The organism is Pelagicoccus mobilis (genome assembly GCF_016595505.1).
Taxonomy (GTDB): domain Bacteria; phylum Verrucomicrobiota; class Verrucomicrobiia; order Opitutales; family Opitutaceae; genus Pelagicoccus; species Pelagicoccus mobilis.
Genome location: NZ_JAENIL010000007.1, coordinates 18,050 through 36,629, shown reverse-complemented (window position 1 = coordinate 36,629; position 18,580 = coordinate 18,050). Strand labels below are relative to the sequence as shown.

General features: G+C 55.1%; 14 protein-coding genes and 1 tRNA gene. 11 read left to right on the top strand and 4 right to left on the bottom strand.

Annotation, left to right across the window (positions count from 1 at the left end; translation table 11 throughout):
• Window positions 1–36: 36 nt before the first annotated feature.
• On the bottom strand, window positions 37–1,848 hold the full coding sequence (locus JIN87_RS04830; RefSeq protein WP_200354396.1) for a SulP family inorganic anion transporter: 1,812 nt from the start codon (window positions 1,846–1,848) through the stop codon (window positions 37–39).
• Between the two features lie 206 nt (window positions 1,849–2,054).
• Here JIN87_RS04830 and ispH point away from each other — a divergent pair, with 206 nt between their 5' ends.
• The 6 genes from ispH (at window position 2,055) to JIN87_RS04800 (ending at window position 9,182) form a co-directional block, all read left to right on the top strand.
• Window positions 2,055–3,767 (top strand): 4-hydroxy-3-methylbut-2-enyl diphosphate reductase, encoded by a 1,713-nt coding sequence (ispH, locus tag JIN87_RS04825; RefSeq protein ID WP_234033238.1) that lies wholly within the window; start codon window positions 2,055–2,057, stop codon window positions 3,765–3,767.
• Window positions 3,768–3,930: 163 nt separating this feature from the next.
• On the top strand, window positions 3,931–5,544 hold the full coding sequence (locus JIN87_RS04820) for an SLC13 family permease (RefSeq protein WP_200354395.1): 1,614 nt from the start codon (window positions 3,931–3,933) through the stop codon (window positions 5,542–5,544).
• Window positions 5,545–5,565: 21 nt separating this feature from the next.
• Window positions 5,566–6,063 carry a response regulator gene (locus JIN87_RS04815; protein ID WP_200354394.1) on the top strand — a complete coding sequence of 166 codons (498 nt, stop codon included), beginning with the start codon at window positions 5,566–5,568 and terminating at the stop codon, window positions 6,061–6,063.
• Window positions 6,064–6,073: 10 nt separating this feature from the next.
• Entirely contained in the window at window positions 6,074–7,513 is a 1,440-nt protein-coding gene (locus tag JIN87_RS04810; protein ID WP_200354393.1) for a sensor histidine kinase, read from the top strand.
• Between the two features lie 83 nt (window positions 7,514–7,596).
• Window positions 7,597–8,136, top strand: coding sequence for an FmdB family zinc ribbon protein (locus JIN87_RS04805; RefSeq protein ID WP_200354392.1), 540 nt, complete (start codon window positions 7,597–7,599; stop codon window positions 8,134–8,136).
• A gap of 344 nt (window positions 8,137–8,480) precedes the next feature.
• Window positions 8,481–9,182: a class I SAM-dependent methyltransferase gene (locus JIN87_RS04800; RefSeq protein ID WP_200354391.1), complete on the top strand. Its 702-nt coding sequence runs from the start codon at window positions 8,481–8,483 to the stop codon at window positions 9,180–9,182.
• A 30-nt stretch (window positions 9,183–9,212) separates the two neighbouring features.
• Here JIN87_RS04800 and JIN87_RS04795 read toward each other — a convergent pair whose 3' ends face one another.
• On the bottom strand, window positions 9,213–10,280 hold the full coding sequence (locus JIN87_RS04795) for an AI-2E family transporter (protein WP_200354390.1): 1,068 nt from the start codon (window positions 10,278–10,280) through the stop codon (window positions 9,213–9,215).
• A 375-nt stretch (window positions 10,281–10,655) separates the two neighbouring features.
• Here JIN87_RS04795 and JIN87_RS04790 point away from each other — a divergent pair, with 375 nt between their 5' ends.
• The 3 genes from JIN87_RS04790 (at window position 10,656) to JIN87_RS04780 (ending at window position 13,984) form a co-directional block, all read left to right on the top strand.
• Window positions 10,656–11,357, top strand: a complete 702-nt coding sequence (locus JIN87_RS04790) for a hypothetical protein (RefSeq protein WP_200354389.1) — start codon at window positions 10,656–10,658, stop codon at window positions 11,355–11,357.
• 99 nt (window positions 11,358–11,456) lie between these two features.
• Window positions 11,457–12,557: a histidinol-phosphate transaminase gene (gene hisC / locus JIN87_RS04785; RefSeq protein ID WP_200354388.1), complete on the top strand. Its 1,101-nt coding sequence runs from the start codon at window positions 11,457–11,459 to the stop codon at window positions 12,555–12,557.
• 50 nt (window positions 12,558–12,607) lie between these two features.
• Complete coding sequence (locus JIN87_RS04780) at window positions 12,608–13,984, top strand: hemolysin family protein (RefSeq protein ID WP_200354387.1); 1,377 nt, start codon at window positions 12,608–12,610, stop codon at window positions 13,982–13,984.
• A gap of 154 nt (window positions 13,985–14,138) precedes the next feature.
• On the opposite strand, the gene JIN87_RS04775 is transcribed toward JIN87_RS04780, so the two are convergent.
• Both JIN87_RS04775 and rpsR read right to left on the bottom strand, forming a co-directional pair.
• Window positions 14,139–15,122 carry an L-threonylcarbamoyladenylate synthase gene (locus JIN87_RS04775; protein ID WP_200354386.1) on the bottom strand — a complete coding sequence of 328 codons (984 nt, stop codon included), beginning with the start codon at window positions 15,120–15,122 and terminating at the stop codon, window positions 14,139–14,141.
• Window positions 15,123–15,189: 67 nt separating this feature from the next.
• Window positions 15,190–15,381: a 30S ribosomal protein S18 gene (rpsR, locus tag JIN87_RS04770; protein ID WP_200354385.1), complete on the bottom strand. Its 192-nt coding sequence runs from the start codon at window positions 15,379–15,381 to the stop codon at window positions 15,190–15,192.
• A gap of 140 nt (window positions 15,382–15,521) precedes the next feature.
• On the opposite strand from rpsR, the gene JIN87_RS04765 reads away from it, so the two are divergent.
• Both JIN87_RS04765 and JIN87_RS04760 read left to right on the top strand, forming a co-directional pair.
• Window positions 15,522–15,593 (top strand) — tRNA-Arg (locus JIN87_RS04765).
• Window positions 15,594–16,069: 476 nt separating this feature from the next.
• Complete coding sequence (locus JIN87_RS04760; protein WP_200354384.1) at window positions 16,070–18,571, top strand: sulfatase-like hydrolase/transferase; 2,502 nt, start codon at window positions 16,070–16,072, stop codon at window positions 18,569–18,571.
• The last annotated feature ends 9 nt before the right edge of the window (window positions 18,572–18,580 follow it).

Below are 18,580 nucleotides of genomic sequence, written 5' to 3'. Positions count from 1 at the left end.
ACGACACTCGAGCAACGCCGAAGACACGTTGCCCTCCTACCTTTTGTCTTTGGCGTAGATGGAGACTTTTGGCGTTTGGCCTCCGAGGATTTGACGGGCTCTCTTGAGGGCTTTGGCGGTGGAGAGCGTGGGGTTGCTTTCTTCGTCCGCGAATAGATTGATCGGGTTGATCACTTTATTGAGACCGGAATTTTCGAAGATGCGCATGGTGTCGGGGCGGACTTCGCTCACAAGGAGAATACGGTCGCGCTCGTTCATGTATTTGATGAGCTCTTCGAGGGCCATGCAGCTGGTGGCGTCGAGATTGTAGGCGTTGCGTAGTTTCATGACCACTACCTTGAGATTGACGTCATCGGAGACGCGTCGCATCTGATCGCGGAAGAGTTCGGCGGCGCCGAAGAAGAGTTCGCCTTCGACGTGGACGATGGAGACTTCGGGGTCGGAGCGTTGCTGCTTGTCTTGTAGTTGGCCCATTTGGCCGGCGTCGTCGACGGCGACTTCTTTGATTTCGGGGCTGGCCACTTTTTTGAGGAAGAGGGCGATGGATACGCAGGTGCCGATGTAGATGGCGAAGTCGAGCGCGAAGACGAGTCCGGTGGCGCAGGTGACGTAGAAGGTGATGGTGTCGGATCTTGTGCTCTTGGTGACGAGTTTGAGCTGGTGCTTGTTGATGAGCGAGATGCCGATGGAGATGACTACCACTGCGAGGGCGGCGGTCGGGATGTATTGAATGTAGTCGGCCAGAGCAAACGCTCCTGCAACGATGATGATGCCTGAGTAAAGGCCTGAGAGGGGAGTGAAGGCGCCGGAGTTTACATTGAGTTGGGAGCGGGTGAGGGACCCGGAGGCGGCCATGCCGGAGAAGAGGGCGCAGCCGAAGTTTGCCATGCCGGCGGAGAACATTTCCTGGTTGCTGTTGAGGCGGGCTCCGTCGCGGGCGGCGAGGGACTTGCCGATGGAGTTGCCCTCGAGGGTGCACAGCAGAGCGATCGCGATGGCTGGCGAGATCAGCATGTTGATGGTGTCGATGCTGAGGTTTGTGGGAAGGGTGAGTCCCCACTCGCTGGCGTTCAATGCTGGGAGGAGGGCGACGGAGAATCCGTCGATGTACTTTGTCGCTAGATACGCGAAAACGGAGGAAAGGATGAGGGTGACGGCGACGTTGGGGAGGCGTTTGAAGAACTTTCCGATGAAGAGGAAGCAGAGGGCGGTCGCTAGGCTGAGACCTAGGGTTGGCCAGTGGACTTCGGGGAGGTGCCGGGCTGTGAGATAAACGACTTCGAAGAAGGTGGAGGAGTCGGCTTTTTCCTCGGGTGTGAAATCGAAGCCGAGGGTTTTGCGCAGCTGGTTGGCGATAATGAGAGAGGCCGCTGCGGTAATGTAGCCTGTAATGACGGTTCGAGATACGTACTGGATCAGGCTAGCGACTCGGAGGAGCGATCCTACTACTAGCACGAAGCCGACAAGGATGAGCAGTAGGGACATGTTTGATACGGCCTCTTGCTCGGAGACGATTCCCAGGGCGGTGAAGGAGCTAAGCACCATGACCGAGGTGGCGTTGGTGGGGCCGAGGGTGATGTACTTGGAGCCGGCGAAAAAGGTGCCGATGACGGTGGCGACGACGGAACCGAAGATGCCGTAGCGGAGCGGGAGTCCGGCGATGGCGGCGTAGGCCATGCCTTGAGGGAAGGCGAGGAGGGCTACGTTGAATGCGGCGCGCGCGTCGCCGGCGAACTTTGCGCTGTCGTAGCCGGCGGCCGTTTTGCGGAGCGGAGCGATATCGATGTCCAGTCGTCGCTTCTTTTCGGTCTGATCTGATGATGAGTCGCTAGCAGATGAATCTGACATAGTGATGGGAGAACGGTGGAGGTCGTTCAGCGGTCTGTTGTTTGAAGCTGGGAGTTTTAGAGATCTGGTGAAGGCAGGCGAGAGCAATGTTCGCTTAACGGGTAAGGAGTATTTGGTACAATCGAAATTCCTCTGTACGAGGCGCTTTGGTTTCCGGTGGAATCTGTGTTTGCGGTGTGTGGGAGCCTCGTTTGAATGGGCGGCTGATGAGTTCTGACCAACCAGTCCAGCCTGCCCAAATCTCCGTCGAAGAGACGACCGTTTGCTTGTTTTTAGGCAACAGCAAGATAGTGACCCGCCGTGGCAAGAACTGCGGAAAGCTCAAGCCGTTTGCGTTTGGCGAGGAAGCGGTTGCTCAGGCGTCGAAGACGCTCCGAGCCATGGGGCGCGAGGAGAGGCTCGTGTCGATTGAGGAGGGGCTCTTTTTCGTGGCCTTGGATGACATGGAGTTGCCGCCGGATATGGCGGAGGGCGGTTGGCTGGCGACCTCGTTGCGGGAGTTTTACAAGGAGACGAAGCTGCCGGAGCTTTGCGTGGCTCGTTTGCGGGCGAACGCGATCCGGGTGCCGTATTTGTATCTGAACGCCAACGACTACATTTATCGCTTCCGGGCGGAGAAGGAGCGGAACCGGAAGGTTTACCAAGTCGACGATACGTCGGTCGCGCTTTACCACAGCGCTTTGTGTGACGCGATCAAGGCGGTGAAGCGGGCGAAGGAGCGTTCTGCGACGAGCCCGGCCCGCTTGGATTTCGGAGCGGCTGAATATTTGTTGCCCAGTCATTTCGGTTTTTGTCTGGGGGTGCAAAACGCGATCGAGCGCGCTTACGAGACTTTGGCGGCTAACCCTGGTAAGCGGGTGTTCATGCTGAGCGAGCTCATTCACAATCCTTTCGTTAACCAGGATTTGCAGGAGCGAGGCTTGAAGTACTTGCAGAGCGACAAGGGGGTGCCGGTGATCGAGGAGGCGACGGGGCTTCCATACTGGGAGGGGCTGAGCGATCAGGATATCGTGATCATCCCGGCCTTTGGAGCTCGGGACGAGGATAAGCTGCGCTTGATCGAGCGGGGCTTGCCGATCCGTCAATACGACGCGACCTGCATGCTGGTGGAAAAGGTCTGGAAGGCGGCGCGGCGGTACGGGCAGCAGGGGTACACGATCGTGATCCATGGCAAGGCTGAGCATGAGGAGACGAAGGCGACCTTCTCCAACAGCGCCAAGTACGCCCCTTCGGTGGTGATCCGCGACATGAAGGAAGCGGCCCAGTTGGGTGAGGTGATCTTGGCGGAGACAAAGGAAGACAAACAGCGTCTCTTTGCTCCGTTTGTCTCGCGGGCTTCGGTGGGATTTGACCCGAGCAAGGATCTGGATCGTCTCGCTTTGGTTAACCAGACTACGCTGCTGCGAAATGAGACACTCAAGATTATCGCTTACTTGGAAGAGACGCTGACGGCGGCCTACGGGGAGGCGCATATCACCGAGCATCTAGCTATGAGCAGCAAGGGGGATACGCTTTGCTACGCGACTCAAGTGAATCAGGACGCGTTGGCGAAGGCTCTCGATGAGGATATCGACGCGGCGATCGTGGTTGGTGGTAAGAACAGTTCGAATACGTTTCAGCTGTTCCGTCTTTGCCAGGAGCGTTTTGGGGATCGGGCGTTCTATATCCAGTCGGAAGGGAACATCCGATCGAAGTCTGAGGTGGAGCATTTCATTTTTCCCTACGACCCGAAGAACCCCAAGCAGGGGGGCATGGAAACGCGGCCGTTTTTGCCCGAGAAAGAGCGTGTTCGAGTTTTGGTGACGGGCGGCGCCTCGTGTCCGGATGGAATCCTGCAGCAGATCATAGCGCGGATAAATGGATTCTTTCCGGAGGACCGCGTGCGCAGCGTCGAATCTGTATTGGCGGAGATCGAATAAGCTCGGTCGGGCTGGTTTATTCTCGACGCAAAGTATCTTCTAAGCGTCTTTAGGATTGATTATAGGGAAATGACGAGTAGTTATTCTTTTATTGAACGACGCGTCGATAAGCGACGCTAATTGAATCCGGCTCACGCGCCGCTTTTACACAGATATTATTGGAATGAAACTTAAGACTTTTCTCGGTCTTTTAGTGGGAATTGCAGGCTTGTTGGCTGCTATCTTTATACCGATCCCGGGGTTGGGGCTGCCGGCGCAGATCACTTTGGGCATCTTCATTTTGGCCGCGGTTTTCTGGATCATGGAGCCGATTCCTATCTACGCGACTTCGATGATGGTGATCTTTTTGCAGATCATGTTGCTGAGTAGCCAGGGCTTCATCTTTTCGGTTCGCACGGCTCCGCTGGCGGAGGTTTCGGTGAACGAGACGGGGGCTTTGCTTGTGCCTGCTGAGAGTTTGGGCGAGGATGGTTCGCTTTATCTCAACAAGTCGAACAAGGCGCTTCAGGTTGTACGGCCGAGCGAGGTCGTGGATCTCGGCGATGGCACGCTGGCGGTTCGGGGAGAGGGGCTCAATGAGAACTCGCTGGTGATCGCGGATCCTGAGCATCGCTCCATAACGGCGGGAGCGACTTCGTACACGGCGTTCTACCACACGCTAGCGAGTCCGATCATCATGTTGTTTCTTGGCGGCTTCGCTTTGGCGGCGGCAGCGGTGAAGTTTGGTTTGGATAGGAGTTTGACGCGGGTCTTGCTTAAGCCGTTTGGGAAGCGTCCCGCGATGGTTTGTCTGGGCTTGATGTTGTGTACGGCGACGCTTTCCGCGTTTATGAGCAACACGGCGACGACTGCTATGATGATGACGGTAGTGCTTCCGATCGTGGCTAGCATCTCGTCGACTGACCCGTTTCGGAAGTGCGTCGCTTTGGCGATTCCGGTGGCTGCCAATATCGGCGGGATCGCGACTCCGATCGGAACGCCGCCGAATGCGGTGGCGTTGGCTGCTCTCAAGGAGTCTGGCATCAATATCTCCTTCTCGACTTGGATGGTGATGGCCGTTCCGTTCACTATCGTTTTGCTTGTATTTGCTTGGTGGGTACTGCTCGCGCTGTTCAAGCCGCAGGCGAATACTCTGGAAATCAAGCTTGCGGGCAGCTTCGACAAATCTGCCAAGGCGATCGCGTCTTATGTGATTTTCGCGGTTACGGTTTTGCTGTGGGTGACGGAGAAGTTGCATGGGATTTCGACGACGATGATCGCGTTTCTCCCGGTGGCTATTTTGCCGGCTTTAGGTGTTTTGGATAAGAAGGACATTCGCGGATTTTCTTGGGAGGTGCTCTGGCTGGTGGGAGGTGGCATCTCGCTTGGGTTGTCGCTCAAGGAGACTGGATTGGCTGCGTGGCTGATCGGCTTGGTGTCCTGGAACTCCCTAGGAGCGCTCGGGGTGATCGTGGTGTTTGGAGTGGTCGGCTATCTGATCGCGAATTTGATTTCGCACACGGTTTCGGCTACTATGATTATGCCATTGGCGATCACGGTTGGAGCAGCTCTAGCAGCCGCCGGAGACTTCAATTTAGTGGCTTCGATCGTTTCGATCACGGCGATTATCAGTATCGCCATGGTCTTGCCGATTTCGACGCCGCCAAATGCGATCGCGATGGCGACTGGAATCATTGAAACGAAGGATATGGCGAAAGTAGGGGTGATCGTAGGCGTGGCAGGCGTGTTGCTCGCTATCGTTTGCGGTATCGCTTACTGGCCTTTGATTGTGAGCTAAACTCGAATATTGGATACGAAGATGAATCAGATATATATTCTTTGCGTTGATGACGAGGCGGATGTTCTCGAAGCGGTCGAGCGAGACTTGGCGACTATGGAAGAGGTGTTCCCGCTTGAGATCGCGTCTTCAGCTGACGAGGCGCGTCAAGTCTTGGAGCGGATCGATGCTCAGGGCGCTGAGCTCGGGCTTATTTTCTGCGACCACGTGATGCCTAAGGAGACGGGTGGCGAATTTTTGAGTTGGCTCGATGGGCAGCCGCAGTGGAAGCGTTCTCGGAAGGCTTTGCTTACTGGGCAGGCTGGATTGGAAGCGACAGTTTCGGCGATCAACAATGCTGGTCTGGATTTTTACGTGTCGAAACCTTGGACCCAGGAAGGCCTTTTGCAGGCGGCGAAGCGTTTGCTGACGGATTATGTGATTTCAAGGAACATTGATCCGCTTCCGTATATGTCGATTTTGGACGCGACTCGTTTGGCGGAGCACTCCTACAAGCGTGGTTTAATTTCGGATACGTGATCTGATCAGTATGGATGACTCGCTAAAGAGCGTTTTTTCGGAGTCGACGCTTTCGGAAGAAGGTATGCGGGCTTTGGTGGAGGCGTTGCCTCAGCTCAAGGGATCGCGTCGCCGCTTTCAGGAAGGGGAAACGATCTTACGTGAGGGCGAGCTTAACGATAGCCTGATCATTCTCATGGAGGGGCGGGCTCGCCTGCTGAAATTGGACGAGTCGGGGTGTTCCTTGGAGGTTGATACGTTTGGACCGGGGGCGTTGTTGGGCTTGACTAGCTTCTGGGGGAAAACGGAGGTGTTTGCCAGTGTGGTGGCGGATACGGAGATCGCGTGCGTATCGATTGATCGCCAGCTGTTTGATTCGCTCACGGCGGAGCGTCCGGATTTTGTTCGCGCGGTACAGGGCTTGTTCGTGCGCAATTTGTCAGATCGCTACCGCAACATGATTCGCTCTCAGGTGGCTCGAGACAAACTCTCTGCTCAGCTCGAGAGCGAACGTAACCAATTGCGTGATACGCTCAAACGGCTGGAGGAAACGACGAACCGTTTGGTGAACCAGGAAAAGCTAGCCACGATGGGGCAGTTGTTGGCCGGTATCGCTCATGAGATCAACAATCCCGTGGGAGCCTTGCTGCGAGGGATCGAATCAGCGAAGGATGCTTTGGAAAAGGCGGTTCGCATGGAGAGTGAAGGGGAGGTGGAGCAGGAGTTGATTCGCGAGGGCTGGGAGTGTCCGTATTGGAGTCCGGAAGAGAAGCGTACGCGGATGGATGCGGTGATGGTGGACTTTCAGGGAGTGGGGCGGCCGATGGCGCGTCGCATGGCTCAGCTAACCGATCCGGCTTTGAAGTTGATTGGCCCGTATGTGAAGAGGAAGTCTAAGGATCTGGATCGCTTGCTTGCTGTTTACGAGCTTGGGGTCTGCTTCAGGGCGGTCCGTCTGTCTGGTGGGCGTATCGGAAAAATCGTTACGAGTTTGCGTAACTATGGCAAGCAAGGCGGATCGGAGTGGGAAGATAGCGATTTGGTGGAAGGGATTCGTGATACGCTGACCGTGCTGAACAATCGCCTGAAGCGTTATGAGTTGAGTCTGGACTTAAGTCCTTTGCCGAAGGTTTCCTGCAATTTGGGAGAGGTGAATCAGATTTGGACGAACTTGTTGGCGAACGCGATGGATGCGACGGAAGAGGGAGGGGAGATCTGCGTGACTGCGATTCAGGAAGGCGAAGAGGTGTTGGTACGGATCGAAGATAGCGGATCGGGGATCGATCCTGACAAGCTGGAGAAGGTGTTCGAGGCGAACTTTACGACCAAGAATTCCAGCGGGAGTTTTGGTTTGGGGTTGGGGCTGTCGATTTCGAAGGAGATTGTGGAGAAGCATGGCGGGAGTTTGGTCGCGTCGAACCGAAGCCAAGGGGGTGCCTGTTTTGAGGCGCGTTTTCCGGTAGTTGGGTAGCGTTGGGGACGAGGCGAGGGACGGCACCCACGCCCTACCTTTTCCGCTTGCCATCTGTGGGTGGGATTCTTTCGAAGATTGGTATGCCGATCTACGAGTTTTACTGCCCTGAGAATAATACGACTTACTCTTTTCTCGCGAAGTCGCTTTCCTATGGCGACAAGACGCCTCGTTGTCCGGAGAATGCGGAGTACACCATGCAGAAGAAGGTGAGCAGCTTCGCATTCGTTGGGAATGCCAAGGATCCGGCTGATGCGGATGCTTTGGACGATATGGACGATGCGAAGATGGAGCGGGTGATGGCTGAGCTCGAGCGGGACATGGCTGGCATGGACGAGGATAATCCGGACCCGAAACAGATGGCTCACCTCATGCGTAAGATGACGGACCTCACGGGCGAGAAGATGCCTGAGGAGATGAATGAGATGATCGGCCGTCTTGAAGCAGGTGAAGACCCGGAGGCGCTGGAGGATGAGTTTGGCGATGCGTTGGATGGGATGGACGACCTTGGCGGAGAGGGCGGAGACTCTAGCGCTGCGGGGAAGATCCGCCGGCTTCGTCGCCGGTTGTTGGGAAGCAAGAAGGATCCTAACTTGTACGACATGTCTGAGTATTGCGACTGAGCGGGCGCGCTTTCGTGCTTGTCATTGCAGCTCTGTTTATTTCAGATCGCCGAACGATGAAACTTTCAGCCACCTTTGTAACCTTCGCGAACGTCCTTCTTTCGATGGGCGCGTGGTGGCGTGGTTCTAAGGTTCGGCGATGGCGAAGCTAAGAGCTTCCTGCTAACGAATTGCCGAACCTGCTATCCGAATGGGAGAGCAGGTTTTTTTGTATCCAAATTTTGGTCGTCGCATGCATGGCGAACCATCGATATGGTCGTTGGGGACAACGGCCGCTACCTTTTAGATTCTACTAATGATCAACCCTTCTTTGCGAAAGGGGTAACACTAGAGTCACTTTTATCATGTCACAGAATATTTTTGAGCTTACTTCTATCTACTTTTTTGGCCGTCCGTATGAGGAGCTTTTGAGATGCTTCGGTCTCGATGAAAGAGACTTGTTCGGGAAGTCCGTATTGGAATGTCCGTCAGGTCCGTCGTCGTTTGTGGCGGAAGCGAATGCGGTGGGGATTAGAGCGATCGGAGTCGATCCGATTTTTTATCGTAGTCCGGCTGCGGTCCGCGATCTGGCGATGGCGGACTTTCGGTTGATGTTCGATAGGGTACGTCTGGCTCCGCCGGATACGTTCGTAGAGCGAACGTATCGGTCGATCGACGAGGCGGAGGCTGTTCGCTTCGTAGGTTTGCTCCGTTTTTTAGCGGACTACTCCACTGGTAAGGCTTTGGGGCGTTATCGAGAAGGAAGTCTGCCGTATTTGGAATTCGAAGACAGGGCTTTCGATGTGGTGCTTTGCGGGCACTTGTTGTTTATCTACTCGGATACTCTCGATTTGGAGTTTCACCGTGCGGCGTTTAAGGAGTTGTGTCGCGTGGCGAAGGAGGAGGCGCGGATCCACCCGGTGGTGGATAATGGGAGCGAGCGGTATCCGTATCTCGATGAGTTGTTGGAGCTTGCGGATGTGTTGGGCTTTGACTCGTGTATTCAGGAGGTGGATCACGAGTTTTTTAAGGGGACGAATCGGACGCTGGTGTTGAGGCGTCGGTAGGGCGAGAATGCCCGTTGGGGGCAAGGGGCGCTACCTTTGCTCTTCTGGTTTCCGTTTTCCGCGGACGCGTCCGTTAGCGGAGAGGAGGACGGCGAAGGGGCGTGTCTGGGGGAAATGGGAGCAGACGATCATGGTGATGACGGTGATTGGCACGCAGAGGAACATGCCGGTGACTCCCCAGAGAGCGCCCCAGAGGCTGAGGGAGAAGAGGATGACCAGCGGGCTGAGGTTGAGGGTGTTGCCCATGAGCTTCGGTTCGAGGACGTTGCCGACGAGGACTTGGGTCGCGGTGACGCCGCCTACGACTCCGATGATCGGGAGGGGTGATTGGAAGACTAGCAGCGAGAGGAGGGAGGGGAAGATGGTAGCGAGGATGGAGCCGACGGTGGGGATGAAGTTTAGGAAGAAGATGAGCACTCCCCAGAAGGCTGCGAAATCGAGTCCGATGGCTGCCATGATGCTGAAGCTGACAATGCCGGTGATGGCGCTGGTCAGGGTCTTTATGCCGATGTAGGTGCGAATGTCTTGGTCGATCTCGGTGATGATTTCGAAGATTTCGCTTGATGAGGTGCTGGTGTTGCCTCGGGTCATGCCTCGGATTTTTGGGCCGAAGCTGCGTTGTTCGAGAAAGAGGAAGATGACGTAGATGGCGATGATGCTGGCGTTGCTGGCGATGCCGGCGAGGGAGGAGGCGAGCCCGGAAATAATGGTATTTAAGTCGAACTGTGCGATGAATTCCCTGAGGCTGGGGGGCTCTTCGAGGGGAAACCAGCCGAGGGCCTTGTCGATGAGGGGTTGAAGCCGGGCTTGGTATTCCGGAGCGACGCTGATGACTTGGCTGACGTTTTGTGTGATGAAATTGAATAGGGTCGCCAGGGCGGCGACGATGACCAACGCGGACGCGAGATAGCGAAGACTTGCGGGAAGTGTCCGCCCGCGGATGTTGAGCTTCATGATCGCGGTGGAGAGGACGTTGATCAGGTACCAAATGAACACGGCGTGGACAAAGGGGATGATCAGTTCCTTGCCGCTGGTGAGTATCCAGAAGGAGAGCAGGGTGGTGGAAAGGACGAGGAATACGCGCAGGAGGGGGCTCATAATGAAGTAGTTGGAGGGATTGGGGAGTAGATTGGTGGGATGTTCGGTCAATTTCCAGAACGAAGCTGCTCCTGTGGATTACCCGCGCGTGAGAAAACGAATTTTCAAAGCTCGTGAGTTTTTCGTCAAAAAGAGGAAACAGAAAATTTCTTTTCCGGTCTCATTCAGGCATAGCAGTTGTTCGTTCTACCATTCGTTCCAATATGGTTAGAACAATTTTTCTGGTGTGGATTTGAGGAACCCAGAAAAACTAGAGGAGGGCCCGGGCGGATGGGGATTCGCCCGGGTTTTTCTATGCGGTTGTCGCGGTTGGTTGATCCGTTGAGAGGTTGGGATATTGACAGAAGCGCTTAGTCCGTGAGAGAGGTTTAGCGTATGATCCGTCCTCTTGTTTTATCCCTTGTTTCGATGTTTTTTCTGGTTGCCTGCGACACGACGAGCCAGGTGGGGAGTGGTGGTAAATTCAGTCAGACGACCCAAGCGAAAGCGGGGGAGGGGTATGTGATGTTTTCGGTTAACGGGCACGGGTTTCACGAAAACCTGAAGGCGGATGCTTTCGAGTCGCATCAGGGGTTTCGGTATCATGGCTACCTATTCCAGTATCGGAGCGTGGAGCTCTTTCCGCGATTGGAGGAGTTCGGGATCGGTTCGCGAACCGCTCAGTACCCCGAGGCTGATTTTGAGGAGTTGGGCGGCTTTGGGGTGGTCGTGTGTCAAGCGGTGCCTGCGGGCGAGTATGAGATATACGGATACACGTTGAGGCAAATGGACTATCCAAACGATCGTATCTGGAGTGGTCGGCTTCCGAAGCCGATAACCTTTACTGTTGAGGAAGGGAAGATCACCTACCTAGGGGCGGTTCGGGCGGAGAACAAGTTTAAGGAAGGCGATGACCAGCTTTGGTATCCGGACGGGGTGGAGTTTAGCGTGAGCGACGAGTTTTATCGAGACAACACGGCGGGATTCATAAAGTGGCCTTATCTCATGTCGGTTCCCTTTCGGAAGGAAGTGATTTCGAGTGGGGTGAAAGCGTTGAATGTGCCGGCGGTTGAGACGGGCGGCGGGTCGTTTTTCTAGGCTGTTTTAGAGTCGTCCCAAGGGCGGGAAGCGGCGGGCTCCGTTTCTGCAGGGAAGACTGGCTTGATCTCGGCGAGGGGTTTCTCCTGAATGCGGGGCATGTCGACAAGCTATACAGATCTCGTGAAGCCGGAGTTGCTTTCCCAGCCGATTTACCAGCCGGGTAAGCCGATCGAGGAGGTCGCTCGCGAGCTTGGGCTCGATCCGCATGGGATCGTCAAGCTTGCGTCCAATGAAAATCCGTTGGGAGCTTCTGAAGCGGCGATTGAAGCTGGAAAGAACGCGATGGAGGAGGTCGAGCTGTATCCAGATGGTGGATGCTACGAGTTGAAGAAAGCGTTGGCGGCTTACCGGGGGCTCGATCCTGAGCAGTTCATCGTCGGCAACGGTTCGAATGAGGTGTTGGAAATTCTTGGGCATGCCATTTTGGGGCCTGGAGACGAGGCGGTTATGGGCAAGGGCGCGTTTATCGTCTATAAGCTGGTGACGCTGCTCTTTGGAGCGACGCCGGTGGAGGTGCCGATGCGCAACTTCACGCACGACTTGGATGCGATGGCTGCGGCGGTGACCGAGAAGACGAAGGTGGTCTTCTTGCCGAGTCCGGACAATCCGAGCGGCACGGCGAACTCGGAGGCGGAGATCCGGGCGTTCATTGATAAATTGCCGGAGAACGTGCTTTTCGTTTTGGACGAAGCGTATGCGGAGTATGTGGACAAGGCTCCGGATTTGCGGGATTTGATCGCGGCGGGGCGGAAGGTTTTTTGTACGAGGACTTTTTCGAAGATCTTTGGACTGGCCGGTCTGCGGATCGGATATGGTTATGGTTCGCCTGAGCTCGTGTCCTTGCTTAACCGGGCGCGAGAGCCCTTTAACGTTAACTCGATCGCTCAGGCGGCGGCGATTGCGGCTCTGGGGGATCGTGAGTTTGTAGAGGATTGCCGGGCGGCGAACGAGATCGGCAGGATGCAGCTTGAGACTGGGTTTATGTCTTTGGGCTGTGAATACATCCGGAGTTTCGCGAATTTCGTGACGGTCAAGGTGGGAGATGGTGTAGGCTGTTTCGAGGAACTGCAGAAGCAGAGCGTGATTGTGCGTCCGCTGGCTCCTTATGGGATGCCGGAGTGGGTGCGGGTGAGCATCGGTTTGCCGGAGCAGAATGAGGTCGCTTTGAAGGCGCTCACTTCGTTCTTGAAATCCTAGGGGCGAACCGAGCATCTTAGTGGCCTGCTTGGGAGCGTCGAACGCTTCCGATGGCGATCCTTCGCCGCAGCGACTCACTAGTGACTCCAACACATATTTATTCTACCTTCGAACTGACGACTTGCGCGGTTGGCGCAACGCTGCTCCTCGCGTTGAACGCGATTTTTGTGGGTGCTGAGTTCAGTCTTGTGAAGCTTCGCTTTACGCGATTTGGGTCGGCACGCATGATTGAGGTCCGCGAATCTGAGCGAGTGGGCGCTCTGCTCGACGATATGAGCTCGACGATCAAGCTGCTGCGCTTGGGGATTTCGGTGTTTTCGATCGGGGCGGCGTTTCTTGTTTTGCCTTTGGCTTATTCGCTGACGCTCCGCATGGGGTGGGCGCCGGGCATGGAGCTGAGGACATCGCTGGTGATGAGTTTGCTGGTGGCGGTGACGGCTCACTTCGTTTTGGGTGAGCTGGTGCCTCGAGCGATGGCTTTGCAGCATCCGGTCTCCACGATTCGCTGGTCTTTGCCTTTCGTGCTTGTCTTTCGATTCTTGGCGAAGCCGCTTTCTGCGACTTTGAATTTCTTTTCCGGGCTTGTCCTGAAGGTGCTGCGGCTGGATCCGGATTTGGATTTGAATCTTCTCGATGTGGAGGCTCAGATCCGATCTTTGGTGAACGAGGGGGACGAGTTGCCTCCGATGGCTGAGAACATCATGAGTAATGCCTTGGAGCTACGGAAGCGGGTGGCGCATGATATCATGATTCCTCGGAACCAGCTGCGTTATATCGATTTGGAGGATACGGCGGAGGAGAGTTTGGAGATCGCTCGCAAGACGGGGCACACGCGCTTTCCGCTTTGTAATGGGGATCTGGATGATTGCGTCGGCATCGTGCATATCAAGGATGCGTTTCGTAGCGGGCAGGAGGGAACGAATATTGATTGGGGAGCTTTGAAGCGTCCGATGATCACGTTTTCGATGGATGAGCCGTTAGAGACGGTTTTGCAGCGGTTTTTGAAAACTCGGAAGCACTTTGCCCTTTTGAAGGACGAGTTTGGGGGAACGGTGGGAGCTGTGACGATGGAAGACGTGCTTGAGGAGTTGGTGGGAGATATTCAGGACGAATTTGACAAGGAGGAAGCCTTGGTGACCGAAAAGTCGGGCGGGATTTTCCAGGTCGATGGCCTGACTGCTTTGCACGATTTGGCCGATGAAATTGGAGTCGAGTTTGAAGCAGAGGAAGTGTCCACTTTTGGTGGATACATTACTTATCAGCTTGGCCGCATGCCTCAGCAGGGGGAGTCGGTTCGCATCAATGATTTGGAAATCCTAGTGAGCGAGGTGGATGAACGTCGTATCCTCGCCGCTCAAGTCAGAGTGCTTACCGAGGAGGAGAAAGAGGCGGAAGCCGTCTCGGAGAATCAGGGCGGGGAAGAATAGGAACTCGTCATACATAGAGCGTCGAATGTGGTAGTGCGGTGCTTCAGCCCGCATCCTCAATGAGAATAGCCCTGCTGCTGTGACGCGGGCTGAAGCACCGCGCTACGTTTCACGCATGAGACGATACTAGGGCCTTTGTAGACCCAGCTAGGCTCTACCTGAACGAGGCGCGGCGCAGGCGATCGTTGATGGCGAGTCCGAGTCCGAGTTCTGGGGCTTCTTCGGCGAGAATTTTATCGAAACCGGATTCGTCGAGCTCTCTCATCTTTGCGTAGAGACTGGACGCGATATCGGCGAGTTTGCCGTCTTCGGAAAGCCAGAACACGTTTGCGGGCGTATCGCCTGCGGGACGGGAAAGTAGCAGCGCGGCTTCGTTGTCTGCCAGATTTTCGAGATCCTCCGGCGAGAGTCCGCCGCGGAGCTCGAGCGGAGTTCGGGGACTGTAGTGTTTGGGGAGGGCTCCGGGCGCGAGATGCTGGACGGACTCGTCAGCGGTCGTGACGGCTGGTTTGTCGATAGAGCGGCCGAGCTCGACTTCGATCTCTTCGATGGGCAGAGCGCCGTAGCGGAGGATGCGTGGATTGGATTCGTCTCGCAGGTCGATGATGGTCGATTCGACGCCGAATTGGCAGGGGCCGCCGTCCAGAATGAAATTGATTTTGCTGCCGAGGCTCGCTTCGACGTGCTGAGCGGTGGTCGGGCTGATGTAGGCGAATGGATTCGCGCTTGGGGCGGCTATGGGGAACTCGCATTGCTCGACCAATCGATGAAAGTCCGGGTGGGCGGAGCAGCGGACGGCGACTGAGCCGAGTCCGGCGGTCACGATGTCCGGAATCGTGTCCTTTTTGGGGAGCACGAAGGTGAGGGCTCCGGGCCAAAAGCGTTTGGCGAGTCGGAGGGCCAGCGGGTTGGTTTCGCAGATCTTTTCCAGCGCTTTGACATCTGGCACGTGGCAGATGAGGGGATCGTTCGCGGGGCGTTGTTTGACCTCGAAGATCTTGGAGCAGGCTTCCGGATCGAAGGCGTTGGCGGCGAGGCCGTAGACGGTTTCGGTGGGGACGCCGGCTAAGCCCCCAAAAAGCAAAAACTTACGCAGGTCGCGTAAGTTTTCCTCGGTAGGTTGGAGTATGTTCGCCATGTGCGTGAAGAGCGAGCGGGCCAACCAGGTCCCGCGTGCGTAGTAAGTCTCGCTTCGAGAGCGGGAACTACTTCATCAAGCGCAAGTTGCGAGCGCGCTTGATTGCCTTTGTGATCTTACGCTGCTGCTTCGCGTTGATGCGATTCATCTTAGCTGGCAGGATCTTGCCAGTCTCGGTGACGTAGCGAGCGAGGATGTGAGCGTGGTGGAAGTCCAGCTCTTGTGGCGTTAGGCTCTGTGATTTTTTCTCTGTGCTCATAAGGAACGGCGGAAACTAGGCCTTCGCGGACCCTTGTCAATATCGGAAAACGAGATTTTCGCAGCAGCTAATTCTTTACAGTGAAGGGCCCATGGGACAGAAATCTGCCAGCTCGGCTTTTTTGACGGCCGACCCGTGCTGGGGCCATAGTTCAACGGATAGAACAAGAGTTTCCTAAACTTTAGATCTGGGTTCGATTCCCGGTGGCCCTAGTGGAGTGTGTAGCATTTCCAGTAGATCGGCGAGTCACTCGCTCGTTTCGTTTCTAGAGATGGGAATCTCACCTTCGGTGTTCCGGCCCTGCTGTGCAGTCCGGTCTTGTCGCTTCGCTCGGAACGATGCCCCCCTTTGGTCGGGCTCGGTACCCGGTGGCCCTAGAAGCGCGTAGGAGGACCGCAGCTTGATTGCTGTGGGGGTGCAAAAGGTAGCGCGGAGCTTTAGCCCGCGTCCAAAAAGGGCGGATCCTGCAGCGGTGAAGCGGGCTAAAGCACCGCGCTACGAGTTGCTACGTTCGGCACCGTGTTAGGACTTTTGGAAATGTTGAGGTGCCCCGCAGTCTGGGGCGATGTCTCGCGTTCGGGCGTTAGGGTAAGAAATCACCGTTTCTGGTTAAGTGACTCCATTTTGTATTTGGGCATAGCTGTGCTAGGCTGAGCCTCGTCCTTTTGATTTCCTGAAATTAGCTGCTATGAAATTTGCTCCTCGCTTCCTCGCTTTTCTCCTCACCCTAACTGCCTCGATGCTTTTTGAGACAATGGATTGTTCGGCTGCCCCGAGTCGACCCAATGTCGTTTTGATCATAGTGGATGATCTTGGATGGGCGGACGTGGGTGTATACGGAAGCGACCTACACCAGACTCCCAATGTGGACCGCTTAGCCCAAGACGGAACGCTCTTCACCGACGCGTATGCGGCTTGTACTGTTTGTTCGCCGACACGGTCTAGCATAATGACCGGCAAGTATCCGGGGCGCAGCAATGTGACGGATTGGATCACGGGCCATGTTAAGCCGTATGCGAAGCTCGGGGTGCCGGATTGGACGATGGAGATGAAGCCGGAGGAGGTAACCTTAGCGGAAGAGCTTCAAGATGCAGGCTACAAGACGATCCACATTGGTAAGTGGCATGTTGGAGAAGAGCCGAAGCACTGGCCGGAGAATCAAGGGTTCGACGAAAACATCGGCGGATGGAAAGCCGGTTCGCCCAAAGCGCATGGGGGCGGTGGTTATTTTAGCCCGTACACCAATCCTCGTATGGATGATGGACCGGATGGGGAGTATCTCACGGAGCGATTGGCGAAGGAGGCGAAGAATTACATTTTGCAAAACGCGAAGAGCGATCAGCCGTTCTTCCTGAACTTCTGGCTCTACAATGTTCATACGCCGCTTCAGGCCAGTGAAGAGAAGATCGCGAAGTATCAAGCGCTCACGAAGAAAGGAGCAACTCACACGAATCCGGTTTATGCTGCCATGGTTGAGCACATGGACGATGCGGTAGGTGATGTGATGATGGCTTTGAGGAAGGCGAAGATCGAAGAGGAAACGATTGTTATATTCAGCAGCGATAATGGTGGGCTTTGTGGGAACTACGAAAACAACCGAAAGAAGGTAACCAAGAATGGGCCGCTTCGCTCTGGTAAAGGAGACATGTTTGAAGGTGGGGTGCGGGTGCCACTGATTGTCAGTTGGCCGGGAAAAATTGCGAAGGGAAAGACCTCGGGTGAGTTGGCGATATCTCCTGACTTGTATTCGACGATCTTGGACATGACGGGGGTAAAGGGGGCCGATGCTTTGGGACCGGAGGTGGATGGATTCAGTTTCAAGGAGCATCTACTAACTGGAAGAGATGCTGGCCGCGAAGCAATCTACTGGCACTATCCGCACTATCATCTGGAGGGAGCAAAGCCGCATAGCGCGGTTCGCAAAGGGGATTGGAAGCTGATCCATGTTTACGAAGAAGCTCTGCCTCAATTATACAATCTGAAGAATGACATCGGGGAGCAAAAAGATTTGTTTGCTAGCTCTCCGGAAAAAGCGGCTGAATTGATGGGAGACCTTAATCAATGGCGAAAGGAAGTGGGAGCTCAGGATCCTGTATTCAATCAGAACTATGATCCGCAAAAAGAAGATAGCTGGATCATCACGAGTGCGGCGACAATTGAGTCTATGAAGGAGAAACCAGAGCCTCGCAAAAAGAAGAAACACCAATCTAATTTGTATCAGGATGGAAAATACAAGGAGTCGAACTTCAGCAAGGCGCTCAGTGGAGGCACACGAATCCTCGAAGAGGAAGGTTGGAATGTTTGGGGGACTTCGCCGATCTGGGGAGACGATGGAAAGCTGCATGTCTTCTTTTCGCGTTGGCCGGGAGGACATAGTAATTGGCTGCGAAATAGCGAGATCGCTCATGCTGTCGCCGATTCGCCGGAAGGGCCTTACGAAGTTTTGGGTACTGTTTTAAAAGGGCGAGGACCCGGGCATTGGGATGCGGATACGATTCATAATCCAACCATTCACAAGGTAGGAGATCGGTATGCTCTGTTCTTCATTGGAAACAATCTGGAGGTTGCGAATCAGACCGGTGCCCATCATGCGTCGACTCAAAGGGTAGGCTTGGCGCTTGCCGATAGCTTGTATGGCCCTTGGGAAAGAGTTGGCGATGATCCGATCATCGAAACGAGTAAGGATCTCAAGGATTGGGATAGCTTCTTAACTACGAATCCTGCGTTCCTGCAGAAAAGTGACGAACAGTATTGGCTCTATTACAAAGCTTGGGACAAGCACAACGACAACTTGCGTAAGATGGGCTTAGCAGTCGCTGATAGGATAGAAGGCCCTTACAAGAAGCTGCCCAAGAATCCGCTCGTTAGTTTTTCTCATTTGGGCAAGCAGGTGGAGGATGCTTATGTTTTTGAATACAAAAAGAAGTATTATATGGTGATGCGTGACATGGGGGTGATCCACGCGCATGTCGGTCTTCTGCTTGAGTCGGAAGATGGCGTCAATTGGTCCGAACCGATGCTAGGTTACCATACGAGCAAGCACTACCTCGGTGGGGAGGTAGAACGTTTCGAGCGCCCTCAGATCTTGTTCACCGACGGCAAGCCGACTCACCTGTTTCTCGCACTTATGGGAGGGAAGTACCACACCTCAACAGCAGCGGTCTTGAAGATTGATGCTGATCGGCTCTAGAGCAGGCTA

What these genes read in the sequence shown, in the direction of transcription:
- JIN87_RS04830 (WP_200354396.1), bottom strand. Translation starts at nt 1,848, where the DNA reads ATGTCAGATTCATCTGCTAGCGACTCATCATCAGATCAGACCGAAAAG.
- ispH (WP_234033238.1), top strand. Translation starts at nt 2,055, where the DNA reads ATGAGTTCTGACCAACCAGTCCAGCCTGCCCAAATCTCCGTCGAAGAG.
- JIN87_RS04820 (WP_200354395.1), top strand. Translation starts at nt 3,931, where the DNA reads ATGAAACTTAAGACTTTTCTCGGTCTTTTAGTGGGAATTGCAGGCTTG.
- JIN87_RS04815 (WP_200354394.1), top strand. Translation starts at nt 5,566, where the DNA reads ATGAATCAGATATATATTCTTTGCGTTGATGACGAGGCGGATGTTCTC.
- JIN87_RS04810 (WP_200354393.1), top strand. Translation starts at nt 6,074, where the DNA reads ATGGATGACTCGCTAAAGAGCGTTTTTTCGGAGTCGACGCTTTCGGAA.
- JIN87_RS04805 (WP_200354392.1), top strand. Translation starts at nt 7,597, where the DNA reads ATGCCGATCTACGAGTTTTACTGCCCTGAGAATAATACGACTTACTCT.
- JIN87_RS04800 (WP_200354391.1), top strand. Translation starts at nt 8,481, where the DNA reads ATGTCACAGAATATTTTTGAGCTTACTTCTATCTACTTTTTTGGCCGT.
- JIN87_RS04795 (WP_200354390.1), bottom strand. Translation starts at nt 10,280, where the DNA reads ATGAGCCCCCTCCTGCGCGTATTCCTCGTCCTTTCCACCACCCTGCTC.
- JIN87_RS04790 (WP_200354389.1), top strand. Translation starts at nt 10,656, where the DNA reads ATGATCCGTCCTCTTGTTTTATCCCTTGTTTCGATGTTTTTTCTGGTT.
- hisC (WP_200354388.1), top strand. Translation starts at nt 11,457, where the DNA reads ATGTCGACAAGCTATACAGATCTCGTGAAGCCGGAGTTGCTTTCCCAG.
- JIN87_RS04780 (WP_200354387.1), top strand. Translation starts at nt 12,608, where the DNA reads ATGGCGATCCTTCGCCGCAGCGACTCACTAGTGACTCCAACACATATT.
- JIN87_RS04775 (WP_200354386.1), bottom strand. Translation starts at nt 15,122, where the DNA reads ATGGCGAACATACTCCAACCTACCGAGGAAAACTTACGCGACCTGCGT.
- rpsR (WP_200354385.1), bottom strand. Translation starts at nt 15,381, where the DNA reads ATGAGCACAGAGAAAAAATCACAGAGCCTAACGCCACAAGAGCTGGAC.
- JIN87_RS04760 (WP_200354384.1), top strand. Translation starts at nt 16,070, where the DNA reads ATGAAATTTGCTCCTCGCTTCCTCGCTTTTCTCCTCACCCTAACTGCC.